We start from the raw sequence: 15,678 nt of genomic DNA on the forward strand, positions 1-15,678 counted from the left end.
GGTGACCCGCTGGGAGCTCGAACAGGTCAGGCGGGGGGTGCCGCGGTAGGCGGGTGCCAGTCGATCATGGGGGCGGCGCCGCGGAGGAGGAGGTGTTCGGGCAGGCGTGCGGAGGCGGTGAGGAAGGCGTTGCGCAGGGCGACCGCGGGTCCGCCGCGGAGGGCGACCAGGCGGGCCACCCGGCGGGAGCGGGTGGCGACGGCGGTGGTGCGGGGGAGCCGGGCGGCCGAGTAGGCGGCGAGGGCGCCGGGCCGGTCGGGGACGGTGGCCAGGCTGTGGGCGAGGACCACCGCGTCCTCGATCGCCTGGCAGGCGCCCTGCCCCTGGAACGGGGTCATCGCGTGGGCGGCGTCGCCGAGCAGCACCGTCCGGCCGCGGTGGAAGGCGGGCAGCGGCCGGTCCAGCTCCCAGACGTCGTGCCGCAGCACCCGTCCGGCCTCGGCCGACCGGAACAGCGTGGCGAGCGGCTCGAACCAGTCGCCGAACCGCCGCAGCAGCTCGGCCCGTTCGTCGCCGTCCGCGGCCCGCCCGCCGGCCGGGGCGAGGGCCGCCGCGTACAGGTAGACCCGGTGGTCGGCGAGTGGGATGGCGCCGGTCAGGGCGCCGCGGCCCCAGGTCTCGCCGGCCGGTACGGGCCGGCCGGTGGCCGGGATGACGGTCCGCCAGGTGGTGAAGCCGGAGTACCGCGGGCCGGGGTGGTCGGGGAAGAGCAGGCTCCGGGCCGCCGACCGGAGGCCGTCGGCGGCCACCACCAGGTCGGCCTCGAACTCCCCGTCCGCACCGGCGAGCCGGGCGAGCCGCCCGGGCTCCCCGGGGTCGACCAGGCGGACCGCGGAGGAGGTCCGGACGGCACCGGGCGGCAGCGCGGCGGCCAGGACGTCCACCAGCTCGGCCCGGTGCAGCACCACCATCGGGTCGCCGAAGGCCCGCCGGACCCCCTCGGTGTCGGTGACGGCCAGCCGCCGGCCGGACGGGTGCCACAGCCCGCCCTCGCCCATCGCCTCGGCCCGGGCCCGGACCGGGTCGCCGAGGCCGAGCACGTCCAGGGCGCGCAGCGCGTTGGGTGCCACGCTGATGCCCGAGCCGACCGGGTCGAGCGAGGCGGCCCGCTCGTGCACCTCCACCCGGTACCCGAGCCGGTGCAGTGCCGCGCCGGCCGCCAGCCCCCCGACGCCCGCGCCGATCACGACGGCGTGCCGATCCATGACGACCTCCCACGGTCACTACAGCTGTAGTCCCTCGGCTCTCGATACTACAGCTGTAGTGTGTGGTGTCCAGTAGGGGATGATCGGTGCCATGAGTACGCCGCGTGCCGCCCTGATCGCCGACACCGCCATCGCCCTGATCGCCGAGCGCGGCCTGCGCGGGCTCACCCACCGCGCCGTCGACGAGGCCGCCGGCCTGCCTCCCGGCTCCACCTCCAACCTGGCCCGCACCCGTGCCGCCCTGCTGGAGGCGGCCCTCCGGCGGATCGCCGACCTGGAGGGCGCCGGGTACGTCCCGCCGGCCGCCGGCCCCGCCGGCCCGGCCCGGGAGCAGCTGACCGAGGCGCTGGCGGCGGGGGTGTACGGCGCGCTGACCACCGGCCGTACGCTGACGCTGGCCCGGTTCGAGCTGGCCCTGGAGGCCACCCGGCGGCCCGAACTCCGTACCGTCTACGACCGGTTGGGCGGCGGGTTCGTCGCGGTGGCGGCCGATCTGCTGGCACGGGCCGGCTCGGCGGACCCGGCGGGCGACGCCCGCCGGCTGATCCGCTGGTGCGAGGGAGTGATCTTCCACGCCGCGGCCGGCGCGGGCCACGCCCAGCCCCCGTCCGAGGCCGACCTGCGCACCGACGCCGCCCGCTACCTGGACGCGCTGCTGGGGTGCGCCGGCGCCGACTGATCGCTCGCCACCGTGCCCGTGGCGCCGATCAGTCCGCCGCGCGGAGCTCCGCGCGGCGCAGTCGCCAGCGGTCCATCATCTGCGGCATCTCCTCCCGCAGGAAGGCGAAGAAGGCCAGCGACTCCGCCAGCCGCTCGCCCGCCGGAGTCCCGTCGCCGAGCGCGGCGAGGCCCTCCCTGAGGCTGCCCTCCCAGCGGACCAGCTCCTGGTCGCGCCGCATGGAGGCCTCGTACCAGGCGTTCTCGTGCACCCGGTAGCGGTCGCGCCGGGAGCCGGCCTCCCGCTCGCGGCTGACCAGGTTCACCTGGGTCAGGAAGCGCACCGCGCCGGAGACGGCGGCCGGGCTCACCTGCAGCGAGTCGGCCAGCTCGGCGGCGGTGAGCCGGCCGGAGTCGGTGGCCAGCAGCGCGGTGAAGATCCGGGCGGGCATCCGGGGGAAACCGGCGTCCACCAGCACGCCGGCGAACCGCTCGATGAAGGCGTCGACCGCCGCCTCGTCCCGTTCCACCGTGTCGCCTCCCGTCGCCGCCTTGCTGACCGCCCCATCCTAGCCGATCTTCTGGAATTCCATATGATTCACTAACTTCACAGATCTGTGAAACAAGAGTAGCGTCACCGCCATGACGACCGCCATCTCCGTGACCGGCCTGGTCAAGACCTTCGGCCGGAAGCGCGCCCTCGACGGACTGGACCTCACCGTCGCCCAAGGCGAGGTCCACGGCTTCCTCGGCCCCAACGGCGCCGGGAAGTCCACCACCATCCGCACCCTGCTCGGGCTGCTCCGCGCCGACGGCGGCACCGTCCGCCTGCTCGGCGGCGACCCCTGGCGCGACGCCGTCGCCCTGCACCGCCGCCTCGCCTACGTCCCCGGCGACGTCACCCTCTGGCGCAACCTCTCCGGCGGCGAGGCCATCGACCTGCTCGGACGGCTCCGCGGCGGCCTCGACCCGGCCCGCCGCGCCGACCTGGTCCGCCGCTTCGACCTGGACCCCACCACCAAGGGCCGCGCCTACTCCAAGGGCAACCGCCAGAAGGTCGCCCTGGTCGCCGCCTTCGCCGCCGACGTCGACCTGCTCGTCCTGGACGAACCCACCAGCGGCCTGGACCCGCTGATGGAGGAGGTGTTCCGCGGCTGCGTCGCCGAGGCCCGCGACCGCGGCACCACCGTCCTGCTGTCCAGCCACATCCTGTCCGAGGTCGAGGCCCTCTGCGACCGGGTCAGCATCGTCCGCTCCGGCCGCACCGTGGAGAGCGGCAGCCTCGCCGAACTCCGGCACCTCACCCGCACCCTGGTCGACGCCGAACTCGCCGGACCCCCGGTCCCACCCGCCTTCGCCGAGGCGGTGGAGATCACCGGCAACCGCATCCGCTGCCAGGTCGCCCCCGACCACCTCGACGCCCTGCTCCGCGCGTTCACCGCCGTCGGCGTCCGCAGCCTCACCAGCCGCCCGCCCACCCTGGAGGAGCTCTTCCTCCGCCACTACGCCAGCACCACCACCGAGCCGGCGGCGGTGGCCCGATGAACGGCTTCACCGGCACCGGCCTGCTGCTCCGCCTCGCCCTCCGCCGCGACCGCGTCCTGCTCCCGGTCTGGACCTACGCCATCGCCGGATCCGTCGGCTCCACCGCCTTCTCCTTCCGCGCGCTCTACCCCACCGAGGAGTCCCGACAGGCCTTCGGCGCCGGCATCGCCGGCAACGCCTCGCTGCGCGCCCTGTACGGCCCGGTCCTCGACGCCGGCAGCACCGGCGGCCTCACCGCCTGGCGGATGGGCGTCCTCGGCGCCGTCCTCGCCGGGCTGATGAGCCACCTCCTGGTGGTCCGGCACACCCGCGCCGAGGAGGAGGACGGCCGCCTCGAACTCATCGGCGCCGGCGCGGTCGGCCGCCGCGCCCCGCTCACCGCCGCCCTGCTCACCGCCGCCACCGCCGACCTGGCCGTCGCCGCCCTGGTGACCGCCCTGCTGGTCGCCGCCGGACAGGGCGTCGCGGGCGCCGCCGCCCTCGGCCTCGCCGTCGGCGCCTGCGGACTGGTGTTCGCGGGCACCGCCGCCGTGACGGCCCAGCTCGCCGAGACCGGACGGGCCGCCAACGGCCTGGCCGGCGCCGCCCTCGGAACCGCCTACGCCCTGCGCGCGATCGGCGACGCGGGCCCGTCCCGGATGACCTGGCTCTCCCCGGTCGGCTGGTCCGAGCAGGTCCGGCCGTTCGCCGGCGAACGCTGGACGGTCCTCCTCCTGCCGCTCGCCACCGCCGCCCTCCTCGCCGGGGCCGGGTACGCCCTGGCGGCCCGCCGCGACCTCGGCGCCGGACTGCTGCCCCGCCGCCCGGGACCGCCCGGTGCCGCCCCCTCGCTGGCCACCGCCGCCGCCCTCGCCCGACGCCTGCACGGCGGCACCCTGCTGGCCTGGTCGGCCGGGTTCGCGGCGGCCGGCGCCACCTTCGGCGGGGTCTCCCGCGGCGTGGTCGACCTGGTCCGCGACAACGCCGCGATCGCCGACCTGCTGGCCCGGACCGGAGGCACCCGCGGCGTGCTCGACGCCTACCTCGGCAGCATCGGCGCCCTGTTCGGCATGGTCGCCGCCGTCTACGCCGTCCAGGCGGTGCTCCGGCTGCGCGCCGAGGAGACCTCCGGACGGGCCGAACCCGTCCTCGCCGGCGCAGTCTCCCGGCTCCGCTGGGCCGCCGGCCACCTGCTCTTCCCGCTGCTCGGCAGCGCCCTGCTGCTGGCCCTGGCCGGCCTCACCACCGGACTCGCCGCCGGCGCCGCCACCGGCGACCCCCGCGGCACCGCCGGCCGGCTGCTCGGCGCGGCCCTGGTGCAGCTCCCCGCCGTCTGGCTGACCGCGGCCGCCGCCCTCGCGGTCGTCGGACTGCTGCCCCGTTTCAGCACCGCCGGCTGGGGACTGCTCGGCCTCTTCCTGCTCATCGGCTGGCTCGGCCCGGCCCTCCGGCTGGCCCGGCCGGTTCTCGACCTCTCGCCGTTCACCCACGTCCCGCACCTGCCGGGCGGCCCGTTCACCTCAGGCCCGCTGCTCGGGCTCACCACCGTGGCCGCCGCCCTCGCCGCGGCCGGGCTGGCCGGGCTGCACCGCCGCGACCTCGGCTGACGGCCCGCCGTGCCCGGACGCTCCGCGCTACGCGGACTCGACCGTGACCGTCGGCTCGTGCCGCACCGGGAAGTTGACCGAACTGGCGATGAAACACGCCTCGGACGCCGGGTGGTGCAGCTCCAGCGCCTTCGCCAGCATCGCGGCGTCGGTCACCGTGATCCGCGGCCGCAGCACCGCCTCGGTGAAGTGCCCGCCGTTGCCCTCCTGCTCCATCGTCCCGACCGCCTCGTCCACGTACGAGGTGACCTCCACCCCGTTCACCGCGCAGAAGTGCAGGTACGACAGCATGTGGCACTGCGCCAGCGCGGCGAGCAGCAACTGCTCCGGGTTCCACCGGGTGCGGTCGCCGCGGAACGTCGGGTCGGCGCTGCCCAGGATGGTGGGCAGGCCCTCCGCGTCCACGTCGTGCGCCCGGGAGTACGCCCGGTAGTGGCTGGTCCCGGTGCCGAGGTTGCCGGTCCACGTGATCTCGGTGCGGTACGTGTGCAGGTTCGCCATGGGGCTGCTCCCTCTCGGTCCGGGCGTGTGCCGTCCGGACCATCATCGGGGATCAGACGCCGCGGCCGTCGCGCGGACCGAACGCGGCCAGCGCCTCGGCGTCGCCCGCGCGGGCGTTCAGGTAGTGGTCGGCCCACTCCGCGATCCCCGGCCAGTCGCACTCCCGGACCAGCCGGTCCGCCGCGGCCGCCGTGTCGAACACCGTCCGGCGCAGCTCCACCCCCGGCCCGAGCAGCGCCCAGTGCGCACCCGGCCGCCCGTACGGCATGCCCACACTTCCCGGGTTGACCACCAGCCGCCCGTGCGCCAGCCGCACGTACGGCATGTGGGTGTGCCCGCAGACCACCGTCCCCACCGTCTCGTCCAGCCCGGCCAGGACCTCCTCCCAGCGCTCCAGCCGCGAGTCGACCAGCACCATCTCCTCGTCGTCGCGCGGGGTGGCGTGACAGAACAGCACCTCGCCCAGACCCTCGACCGCGAGGGTCGCCGTGGCCGGCAGCCCCGCCAGGAGGTCCACCTGCTCGGGACGGAGCCGCTCCGCCGCGTACGGCCCGATCGGGTCCGGGATCTCCGTCCGCAGACCCCGGCGGTACTCCACCAGCTCGCGGTCCGCGTTCCCGCTCACCCACACCAGCCGCTCGCCCAGCCCCACCAGCAGGTCCAGCACCTCCGCCGGCTGCGGCCCCGCCGTGACGTCCCCCGTCACCACCACCCGGTCCGCCGCCCGCACCTCCGGCTCCCCCAGCACCGCCTCCAACGCCGGCAGCACCCCGTGCACATCCGACACCACCGCGATCCGCATCCCCATGCCCCCACCCTCGCACACCGAGCCACAAGCAACCGGCCAGCCACAACCGTGAGCAACCGGCCGGCCACTACAGGGTGCAGGGGGAAGGGGCCCTCAGCCGGCGGCGGATTCGGTGAGGCGTTGGGGGAGCCGGGGCGCGCCGGCCCAGTGGAGGTGGAGGTAGGAGGCGTGGACGGAGCCGGTGATGTAGCCCTCGGTGTGGGGGCCGGTGGGGGTGCGCCAGCCCCAGGCGGGGGTGTCGCCGGCGGCGGGCTCGCAGACGGTCCGGTGGAACTCGTGTCCCCGCACCCGCGTCCCCGCCACCGCCATCGGGCTGTCCGCCAGCGCCACGGCCTCCCGGTACCCCAGGGTGAGCCGTTCGGTCATCCGGGCGGAGCCGGGCAGCACCCCGCACATCGGCTTCCCGTCCAACTCCTGCCCCAGGTACAGCAGTCCGGCGCACTCGGCGACCACCGGCGCCCCCGCCGCCGCCAGCCGGGCGATCTCCGCCCGCAGCGGCTCGTTGGCGCTGAGCTCGCCGACGTACAGCTCGGGGAAGCCGCCGCCGATCACCACGGCGGCGGTGCCCTCCGGCAGCGCCGGGTCCCGCAGCGGGTCGAAGGTGAGGACCTCCGCCCCCGCGGCGGCCAGCAGTTCGGCGTTCTCGGCGTAGGAGAAGGAGAACGCGGCGCCGCCGGCGATCGCGATCCTGGGCCGCCCGGCGACGGGGCGGACCTCCTGCGCCGGGTCCCAGGGCGCGGCGTCCAGCGGCGGGGCGGACCGGGCCAGGGCGAGCAGCGCGTCCAGGTCGACCGAGGCGCCGATCAGCTCGCCCATGTCGGCGACCGCCCGCAGGGCGTCGGCGGAGCGTTCCACGGCCGGGATCAGCCCGAGGTGCCGGGACGGGGTGGCCACCGAGGCGTTCCGCCGGACCGAGCCGAGCACCGGGACGCCCGAGCCCTCCTCCAGCGCCTCGCGCAGCAGCTGCTCGTGCCGGTCGGAGGCCACCCGGTTGAGGATCACCCCGGCGAGCCGGACCTCCGGGTCCCAGGAGGCGAACCCGTGCACCAGGGCGGCCACCGAGCGGGACTGGGAGGAGGCGTCCACGACCAGCACCACGGGCGCCTTCAGCAGCTTGGCGACCTGCGCGGTGGAGGCGAGTTCGCCCTGCCCGGCGGCGCCGTCGAACAGCCCCATCACGCCCTCGACCACCGCCACGTCGGCCCCGGCGGCGCCGTGCAGGAACAGCGGCGCGACCCGCTCCGGCCCGCACATGTACGCGTCCAGGTTGCGGCCCGGCCGGCCGGAGGCCAGCGCGTGGTAGCCCGGGTCGATGTAGTCCGGGCCGACCTTGTGCGGCGAGACGGCGAGGCCGCGCGCGGTGAGGGCCGCCATCAGGCCGGTGGCGACGGTGGTCTTGCCGGCGCCCGAGGAGGGCGCGGCGATGACGAGACGGGGGATGTTCAACGGACTACCACTCGATACCGCGCTGGCCCTTGCGGCCGGCGTCCATGGGGTGCTTGACCTTGGTCATCTCGGTGACCAGGTCGGCGAAGTCGGTCAGCTGCTCCGGCGCGTACCGGCCGGTGATCACCACGTGCTGGCTGCCCGGACGGTCCTTCAGCACCGCGAGGACCTCCTCCACGTCCACCCAGCCCCAGTGCATCGGGTAGGTGAACTCGTCCAGCACGTAGAACCGGTAGGTCTCGGCCGCGAGGTCGCGCTTGACCTGCTCCCAGCCCTCCTTGGCGGCCTCCTCGCTGGACATCTCCATCTCGGCGGACCGCTGCAGCCAGGACCAGCCGGAGCCCATCTTGTGCCAGTCCACCGCGCCGCCCTCGCCGGAGGCGCCGAGCACGCGCAGCGCGTTCTCCTCGCCGACCTTCCACTTGGCGGACTTGACGAACTGGAACACCCCGACCGACCAGCCCTGGTTCCAGGCCCGCAGCGCCATGCCGAAGGCGGCGGTGGACTTGCCCTTGCCGGGGCCGGTGTGCACGGCGGTGATCGGCTGGGTCCGGCGCTGACGTGTCGTCAGGCCGTCGTCCGGGACGTTCTCGGCAACACCCTTGGGCATGGGGATCAGGCCGCCTTTCGCGGGTCGGAGGAACGGGTGTGGCGGACGAGCGAGGCCACGCCCTCGGCGCGCAGCTCGTCCAGGGTCACGGCGGGCGCGCCCAGCCGGGCGGCCAGGGTCCGGGCGAGTCCGAGCCGCACCGGCCCCGACTCGCAGTCGAGCACCACGGCCGCCAGGCCCTGGGCGGCGAGCAGGTCGGCCGACCGGTGCGCCTGCGTCAGCGCGTCGCGGCCGCCGGTGGCCCGGCCGTCGGTGACCACCACCAGCAGCGGACGGCGGTCCGGGTCGCGCATCCGCTCGACCCGCAGCACCTCGTGGGCCCGCAGCAGCCCGGCGGCCAGCGGGGTGCGCCCGCCGGTGGGCAGCTGCTCCAGCCGGGCCGCGCCGACCTCCACCGAGGAGGTCGGGGGCAGCGCCAGCTCGGCCTGCGCCCCGCGGAAGGTGATCATGCCGATCTTGTCGCGGCGCTGGTACGCGTCCATCAGCAGGGAGAGCACGGCGCCCTTGACGGCGGTCATCCGCTGCCGGGCGGCCATCGAACCGGAGGCGTCCACCACGAACAGCACCAGGTTCGACTCCCGGCCGCGGCGCACCTGCTCCCGGAAGTCCTCCCGGTGCAGCACCAGCGACCGGGAGTCGCGCCCCCGCGCCACCTGATGCGGCGCGGCGGCCTGCAGCGTGGCGCTCAGATGCAGCCGGGCCAGCTTCCCCTCGGGCCGGCGGGCCCGGATGGTGTGCCCGGCGTCCGTCTCGGCGGGGGAGCGGCGCCCCTGGGCGCCCTTCCCGGTCCCGTCCACCCTGAACAGCCGGGTCCGGTACGGCTCCCCGGACGCCACCGGCGCGCTCTCCCGCGGCCGCGGCCCGCCCGCACCCGGCGGCGGCGCGGCGGCCCCGTCCGGCTCGGACGCCGCCGAACCCTCCGGCACCCCCTCCGGCTCCGGCGCACCGCCGGGACCGCCGTCCGGACCACCGTCGGGACCGTCCCCGTCGGGGCCCTGGGGCCCCGGACCGTCGTCCTCCGGGCCCTCCTCCGGCTGCTCGGCGTGCTCGGCCAGCGTCCGGTCCAGCTGCTCCTCGTCCAGGCCCGGCGCGTCGAACGGGTTGCGCCGCCGGCGGTGCGGCAGGGCCAGCTGCGCCGCCTTGCGGACGTCCTCCTCCAGCACCCCGGTCCGGCCCGCCCAGGCGGCCAGCGCCACCGCGGTCCGGGCCATCACGATGTCCGCCCGCAGGCCGTCCACCTCGAACGCCGCGCAGACCGCGGTGATCTGGCGCAGCGCCGCGTCGGTCAGCTCGACCTCCGGCAGCAGCTTCCGGGCCGCGGCGATCCGCTCGGCCAGCGTCCGCTCCTCGGCGGCGAACCGGGCCGCGAAGCCCTCCGGGTCGGCGTCGTACGCCAGCCGGCGGCGTACCACCTCGGCCCGCTCCGCGGCGTCCCGGGTGGCGGCGATCTCCACGGTCAGGCCGAACCGGTCGAGCAGCTGCGGCCTCAGCTCGCCCTCCTCCGGGTTCATCGTGCCGACCAGCAGGAACCGGGCCGCGTGCCGCACCGACACGCCCTCGCGCTCCACGTACGAGCGGCCCATCGCGGCGGCGTCCAGCAGCAGGTCCACCAGGTGGTCCTGGAGCAGGTTCACCTCGTCGATGTACAGCACGCCCCGGTGGGCCCTGGCCAGCAGGCCCGGCTCGTACGCCTTCACGCCCTCGGCGAGGGCCCGCTCCAGGTCCAGCGAGCCGACGATCCGGTCCTCGGAGACGCCGACCGGCAGCTCCACCAGGTGCGCCGGGCGGTCGGCCACCGCGACCGCGGCGTGCGGGCCGTCCGGGCACTGCGGGTCCGCGGCCACGGGGTCGCAGGCGAACCGGCATCCGTCCACCGTCGCGATCGACGGCAGCAGCCCGGCCAGCGCCCGGACCATCGTCGACTTGGCGGTGCCCTTCTCGCCGCGCACCAGCACCCCGCCGACCGCCGGGGAGACCGCGTTCAGCAGCAGCCCCAGCCGCAGGTCGGCCATGCCGACCACGGCGGTGAACGGGTATCGGACGTCACTCATGCGTTGCCACTCCCAAGGGTGCTCCGGGCGGCAGGATCGGCAGTCCGCCGGGCGCCCCGCCCTCGATCAGCTTCCACAGCGCGTCGGTGTCCGCGTGTTCCTCGATCAGGTCCCCCAGCCGGTCCAGCCGCTCCTCGCGCAGCGCGGCGAACGAGGTGTCCGGCGCCGGGGTGAAGTCCCGCCCGGCCATCCCCGCCACCTCGCGCAGCAGCGCCCGCCGGAAGCCGTCGTTCTCCAGCGCGCCGTGCCAGGTCGTCCCCCACACCGCTCCCACCCGGCACCCGTCCAGGAACGGTTCGTCCCCGCCCTCGACCGACACCACTCCGTGGTGGATCTCGTACCCCTCGACCCGCTCCCCGTACGCCTCGCCGACCGGCCGGGCCAGCACCTTCTCGGCGCCGAACACCACCCGGGTCGGCAGCAGCCCGAGCCCGTCCACCGCGCCGGCCTTCGACTCGACCTCGTCCACGATGGTCCGGCCGAGCATCTGGTAGCCGCCGCACACCCCGAGCACCGGCAGCCCGGCCGCCGCCCGCGCCCGCAGCGGCGCCTCCATGCCGCGCTCGCGCAGCCACGCCAGGTCGGCGACGGTCGCCCGGGTACCGGGCAGCACCACCAGGTCGGCGTCGGCCAGCTCCTCCGGCCGGGTCGCCCAGCGGACCAGCACCCCCGGCTCCTGCGCCAGCGCGTCCACGTCGGTGAAGTTCGACAGCCGCGGGAAGCGCACCACGGCCACCCGCAGCACGTCCGCCCCGACCGGCGCCGCGGTGTCGCCGCGCTGCACCACCGTGGACAGGTCCAGCGAGTCCTCGGCGTCCAGCCACAGCCCGGACAGCATCGGCAGGGTGCCCAGCACCGGACGGCCGGTCAGCTCGCGCAGCATCTCCAGCCCCGGCGCCAGCAGCCGCGCGTCGCCGCGGAACTTGTTGACGAACCAGCCCGCCACCAGCCGCTGGTCCTCCGCCGACAGCAGCGCCAGCGTCCCGTACATCGCGGCGAACACCCCGCCGCGGTCGATGTCGCCGACCACCACCACCGGCAGGCCCGCCGCCGTGGCCAGGCCCATGTTGGCGATGTCCCGGTCCCGCAGGTTGATCTCGGCGGGCGAACCCGCGCCCTCGCAGACCACCACGTCGTACCGGTCGCGCAGGTCCGCCAGGCACTCCAGCGCCCGCTCCAGCAGCACCGGCTTGCGCTCCCGGTAGTCCAGCGCGCCGACCTCGGCCACCGGCCGGCCCAGCAGCACCACCTGGCTGCGGCCGTCCGCCCCGGGCTTGAGCAGCACCGGGTTCATCGCCGCCTCCGGCTCGACCCGGGCGGCCTGCGCCTGCATCGCCTGGGCGCGGCCGATCTCGGCGCCGTCGGCGGTGACGAAGGAGTTCAGCGACATGTTCTGCGCCTTGAACGGCGCCACCCGCACGCCCTGCCGGGCCAGCCACCGGCAGATCCCGGCGGTGACCACGCTCTTCCCGGCGTCCGAGGTCGTCCCCGCGACCAGCAGGGCCTTGCTCATGGGAGCTCCTTGTGTCCGTACGAGGGATCCGTGTGCCGCCGCAGGCCGCCCGCCAGCACCCGCGTGCCGACGGTGACCGCCAGGGCGAGGGTGCCGACACGGCGGGAGAGCAGGCAGGCGCGCTCGATGTCGTCCACGGTGACCGGACGGAGTTCGCCCCCGAGGATCGGCCGGTGCTCCGTCCTCCCCCAGCCTTCGGCCGGGGGGACCCCCGTCTCCGGGCGGGGCCCGTCGCCGTACCTCAGCGTCCCGCCGAGACGGACGCCGAGCGCGCCGGCGAACGCCGACTCGGCCTGCCCGGCGTTCGGGCTCGGATGGCTGGAGCCGTCCCGGCGCCAGACCCGCCACGCCCTCCGCGGTTCGGGCGCCGCCGCCACCGTCAGCAGCGCGGTCAGCCGGGCCCCCGGCCAGCCCGCCACGTCGTCCAGCCGGGCGGACGCCCAGCCGAACCGCCGGTACCGCGCCGACCGGTGACCCACCATCGCGTCCAGCGTGTTGACGGCCCGGAAGGCGAGCAGCCCGGGCGCGCCCGCGACCGCCCCCCAGGTGAGCGCGTTCACCACGGCGTCGGCGGTGTTCTCGGCCACCGACTCGACCACCGCGCGGGCCAGCTGACCCTCGTCCAGGCCGCGCGGATCGCGTCCGCACAGATGCGGCAGCCGCTCACGGGCGGCGTCGAGGTCGCCGGCGCGCAGCGACCGGGCGACGATCCGGGCCTCCCGGGTCAGCGAGGTACCGCCGAGCACGGTCCAGGTGGCGGCGGCGACCAGCGCGGCCCGGCCGGCGGTGCTGCGCCGCAGGGCGTGGTCGGCCAGCGCGGCGCCGGCGGCGACGGTGCCCACGCAGACGGCGGTGTGGACGGCCCCGGTGTCCCGGCGGTCGCGCCACAGCGCCTTCTCCAGGCGGGCCGCGGCGCTGCCGAACACGGCCACCGGATGGCCGCGCCGGGGATCGCCGAAACGGGCGTCGGCGAGGTATCCGGCGACCGCGCCCAGCAGGTACGGGGCGGCGGCGCTCAGACGGCGCACGGCAGGGCGGGAAGGTCTCGACGGAGCGTCGGCCGGACGGGGGCCGGGGCAGCCTGCATGGCGTGCGTGTCCTCACTCAGGGTCCGCGCCCTGGATCGACGAACCGGGGGCGAGAGTCTCCTGGCTCCCGGGTCCGACGCCCCTCGGGCCCCGCCGGCGGAGCCGGCCTGCCGTCGCGGCGACCCGTGACGGACCGCCGTGACCTGACCTCGGTCGATCGAGCGTGCTCCCCGGTGACAGTGGCGGGACCGCGCCGGATTCGCACCGGCTTCCTCTGCATGCCTCCGTTTGGCCCCAGGATCCCATCACGCGGCTTGACCGGCAGTCAACCGAGGTTGCGGAGGGTTTGGTCACACGTCGGTGTCGTCGACCGGCCGGGCTCGCGCCCCCGCGGGCCACCGTCGCTACCTCCGAGTAGCCGCTCGATTCGAGTGATCACGTTCGGAGGATCGTCCGATGAGCGGCGCGGCCCCTCCCCGGTACTTCGTGTCTTCGGCGGGTGTGTGTTCCTCCAGTACCGCACCTACGTTCTTGTGCCATGCGACGTAGACCGCCCACCCCCACCCCGGTGCCGTTCTCCCCGGCGGCGGCCCGCGCCCACCGCGCCGGGCTCGGCCTGACGCCGGACCAGGTCGCCGAGGGCATGGCGGCCCACGGCGTCCGGCTGCTTTCCTCCCACGTCCTCGGCTGGGAGGCGGGCGAGATCCGGCCCACCGAGGAGGAGTTCATCGCCCTCTCCCGCGCCCTGTGGTGCCAGCCCGCCAGCCTGATGGGCACCCGCCCCGCCTCCCTCCGCGACTTCCGGGTCGCCCGCGAACTCTCCGCCGACCAGGCCGCCCGGCGCATCGGCGTCTCCCTCCAGGTGTACGAGCAGGCCGAGGCCACCGGCCGCTGGACCGGCGACGAGGACCAGACGTACGCGCTGGCGCACGGGCTCGGCATCGGCCTGCGGGACCTGGTCCGGGTGACCGACCGTCAGGCCGAGCTCGACGGCGTCCTCAAACGGGCCGTGGAGGGCCGCTGGCAGGCCCAGCTGACCCCGCTGGCCCGGCTGGTGCCGGCGCCCGCGGACGCGCTCTCCGCCGCCCTGGCCGCCCTGCAGAACGAGTACCTGGTCCCGACGCACTGGGGCTCCGCCACCCCGGCCGCCGACCGGACCCCGCGCACACCGCACGCGGAGCGCTTCTGGGAACTCCTCGCCGCCGAGGAGTCCGACATCCCGGTCTGAAGGCAGGTCGGTGGGGGCCTCACGCGTGCCCGTACGGGGGGCCTCCGGTGGACGGTGGGGCGGGGCGCGGGTGGACTGGATGTCTTGACGTCGAATCCGTCCGCGACCAGCGAACCAGCACACCGGGGAGCGCTCATGCGTTGGGGAACCGCCGCCATCGTGGCAGCCGCCGCCGTCGGAACCGGGGCGGCCTTCCTGCTGCTCGGCCGCAGGGTGAGCGAGCGCTCGCTGCGGCCGGGCTCCGCCGAGCACTACCCCACCGTCGTCCGGGTCCACGACCTGGGCTCCGGCCGGGTCACCGTCACCCGCACCCCGGACACCCTTCGCCCCGGCCACTACGCCCTGGAGTGGGCCGGGGGCGGCCACGCGGTGATCGGCGAGGTGCTCGGCGGCGACGCGCAGAGCGTCACCCGCCGGCTGGAACGCGCGGACGGCGGCACCCTCGCGGTCGGCATCGAGGTGCGGGTCACCCCGCTGGTGCACCTGGGTGATCCGCGGACCGCGCTCGGCCTGGACTTCACCGAGACCGCCGTGGACGGCGAGCTCGGCGTGATGCCCGCCTGGTACGTCCCGGCGATCCGCGGGACGTGGGTGATCCTGGTGCACGGTCCGGGCAGCGACCGGCGGCAGGCGCTCCCGGTGATCCCGCTGCTGCACGCCCTCCGGATGCCCACGCTGACCATCACCTACCGCGGCGACCCGGACGCGCCGGCCCCGCCCGACGGCCTCGGCCACTTCGGCGAGACGGAGTGGCGGGACGTCGAGGCCGCGATCCGGTTCGCGCTGGACTGCGGCGCCGGCAAGGTCGTCCTGTACGGCTGGTCGCTCGGCGCCACCATGGCGCTGCAGACCGCCGCCCGCTCGACCTGGCGGGACGCCGTCGCCGGGCTGGTGCTGGACTCCCCGGTGCTGGACCTGTCCGCCTCCGTCCGGCGGGAGGCGGTCCGGGCCGGGGTACCCGCCCCGCTGGCCGGGCTCGGCGCGCTGGCCGCGGAGGGCCGCTCCGGGGTGGACCTGGCGAGCTTCGCGCGGATCGCCGAGGGGCGCGACCTGCACATGCCGACCCTGGTGCTGCACAGCCCGGTGGACGGGGTGGCGCCCTGGGCCGCCGCCGAGCGGCTCGCCCGGCGGCGGGAGGACCTGGTCAGCCTGCAGGCCGTTCCGGGCGCCGAGCACACCGCGCTCTGGAACGCCGACCCGGAGGCGTACGGCGAGGCGCTGCGGCGCTGGATGACCCCGCTGCTCTGAGCCGCCCGACACGCCCGACGGCAGCCGCCCGACACGCCGGACGCCGTGGGGCGGCCAGCGAGTATATGACGTGGTCATGCCATGTCGGGGCCTCGGGCGGCCCGGTTTGCGGGCTGTTGCCCGGTCTGGGCCTCGTACGGCGGCGGACCGCCGCAAGACGCGCCGGACCCGATGTGACAGAACGCCCGTGCACGGGGAAGACTGCACGGCGTGACGTCTCGGAACCCGCGCGACCGTGATGCCCCGCACCAG

Annotated in this window: 14 protein-coding genes and 1 riboswitch; of the genes, 5 read left to right on the plus strand and 9 right to left on the minus strand. The window is 76.1% G+C overall.

Annotation, left to right across the window (positions count from 1 at the left end; all coding sequences use genetic code 11):
• Positions 1-26: 26 nt before the first annotated feature.
• Positions 27-1,205: an FAD-dependent monooxygenase gene (locus tag ABWK59_RS24560; protein ID WP_354642776.1), complete on the minus strand. Its 1,179-nt coding sequence runs from the start codon at positions 1,203-1,205 to the stop codon at positions 27-29.
• 91 nt (positions 1,206-1,296) lie between these two features.
• On the opposite strand from ABWK59_RS24560, the gene ABWK59_RS24565 reads away from it, so the two are divergent.
• Positions 1,297-1,884 (plus strand): TetR/AcrR family transcriptional regulator, encoded by a 588-nt coding sequence (locus ABWK59_RS24565; protein WP_354642777.1) that lies wholly within the window; start codon positions 1,297-1,299, stop codon positions 1,882-1,884.
• A gap of 28 nt (positions 1,885-1,912) precedes the next feature.
• Here the strand turns inward: ABWK59_RS24565 and ABWK59_RS24570 are convergent, their stop codons facing one another.
• Complete coding sequence (locus ABWK59_RS24570) at positions 1,913-2,392, minus strand: GbsR/MarR family transcriptional regulator (protein ID WP_354642778.1); 480 nt, start codon at positions 2,390-2,392, stop codon at positions 1,913-1,915.
• Between the two features lie 112 nt (positions 2,393-2,504).
• On the opposite strand from ABWK59_RS24570, the gene ABWK59_RS24575 reads away from it, so the two are divergent.
• Positions 2,505-3,407 (plus strand): ABC transporter ATP-binding protein, encoded by a 903-nt coding sequence (locus tag ABWK59_RS24575; RefSeq protein ID WP_354642779.1) that lies wholly within the window; start codon positions 2,505-2,507, stop codon positions 3,405-3,407.
• Positions 3,404-4,993: an ABC transporter permease gene (locus ABWK59_RS24580; RefSeq protein ID WP_354642780.1), complete on the plus strand. Its 1,590-nt coding sequence runs from the start codon at positions 3,404-3,406 to the stop codon at positions 4,991-4,993. Before ABWK59_RS24575 ends, ABWK59_RS24580 begins: the two co-directional genes overlap by 4 nt.
• Positions 4,994-5,020: 27 nt before the next feature.
• Here ABWK59_RS24580 and ABWK59_RS24585 read toward each other — a convergent pair whose 3' ends face one another.
• From ABWK59_RS24585 to ABWK59_RS24615, 7 genes are all read right to left on the minus strand, one after another.
• A complete protein-coding gene (locus tag ABWK59_RS24585) occupies positions 5,021-5,494 on the minus strand; it encodes an OsmC family protein (protein ID WP_354642781.1) in 474 nt (157 codons plus the stop codon).
• Positions 5,495-5,546: 52 nt separating this feature from the next.
• A complete protein-coding gene (locus ABWK59_RS24590) occupies positions 5,547-6,302 on the minus strand; it encodes a metallophosphoesterase family protein (protein WP_354642782.1) in 756 nt (251 codons plus the stop codon).
• 93 nt (positions 6,303-6,395) lie between these two features.
• Positions 6,396-7,748: a cobyrinate a,c-diamide synthase gene (locus ABWK59_RS24595; protein WP_354642783.1), complete on the minus strand. Its 1,353-nt coding sequence runs from the start codon at positions 7,746-7,748 to the stop codon at positions 6,396-6,398.
• A 4-nt stretch (positions 7,749-7,752) separates the two neighbouring features.
• Complete coding sequence (cobO, locus tag ABWK59_RS24600; RefSeq protein ID WP_354642784.1) at positions 7,753-8,358, minus strand: cob(I)yrinic acid a,c-diamide adenosyltransferase; 606 nt, start codon at positions 8,356-8,358, stop codon at positions 7,753-7,755.
• Between the two features lie 5 nt (positions 8,359-8,363).
• A complete protein-coding gene (locus ABWK59_RS24605) occupies positions 8,364-10,409 on the minus strand; it encodes a putative cobaltochelatase (RefSeq protein ID WP_354642785.1) in 2,046 nt (681 codons plus the stop codon).
• Positions 10,402-11,922, minus strand: coding sequence for a cobyric acid synthase (locus ABWK59_RS24610; RefSeq protein ID WP_354642786.1), 1,521 nt, complete (start codon positions 11,920-11,922; stop codon positions 10,402-10,404). Before ABWK59_RS24610 ends, ABWK59_RS24605 begins: the two co-directional genes overlap by 8 nt.
• Positions 11,919-12,941: a cobalamin biosynthesis protein gene (locus ABWK59_RS24615; protein WP_420492947.1), complete on the minus strand. Its 1,023-nt coding sequence runs from the start codon at positions 12,939-12,941 to the stop codon at positions 11,919-11,921. Before ABWK59_RS24615 ends, ABWK59_RS24610 begins: the two co-directional genes overlap by 4 nt.
• A 122-nt stretch (positions 12,942-13,063) precedes the next feature.
• A riboswitch (cobalamin riboswitch) is annotated at positions 13,064-13,226 on the minus strand.
• 262 nt (positions 13,227-13,488) lie between these two features.
• On the opposite strand from ABWK59_RS24615, the gene ABWK59_RS24620 reads away from it, so the two are divergent.
• Entirely contained in the window at positions 13,489-14,178 is a 690-nt protein-coding gene (locus ABWK59_RS24620; RefSeq protein ID WP_354642787.1) for a helix-turn-helix domain-containing protein, read from the plus strand.
• 135 nt (positions 14,179-14,313) lie between these two features.
• Positions 14,314-15,426: an alpha/beta hydrolase gene (locus ABWK59_RS24625; protein ID WP_354642788.1), complete on the plus strand. Its 1,113-nt coding sequence runs from the start codon at positions 14,314-14,316 to the stop codon at positions 15,424-15,426.
• Positions 15,427-15,678 lie beyond the last annotated feature (252 nt).

This window comes from Kitasatospora sp. HUAS MG31, assembly GCF_040571325.1.
Classification (GTDB): Bacteria; Actinomycetota; Actinomycetes; order Streptomycetales; family Streptomycetaceae; genus Kitasatospora; species Kitasatospora camelliae.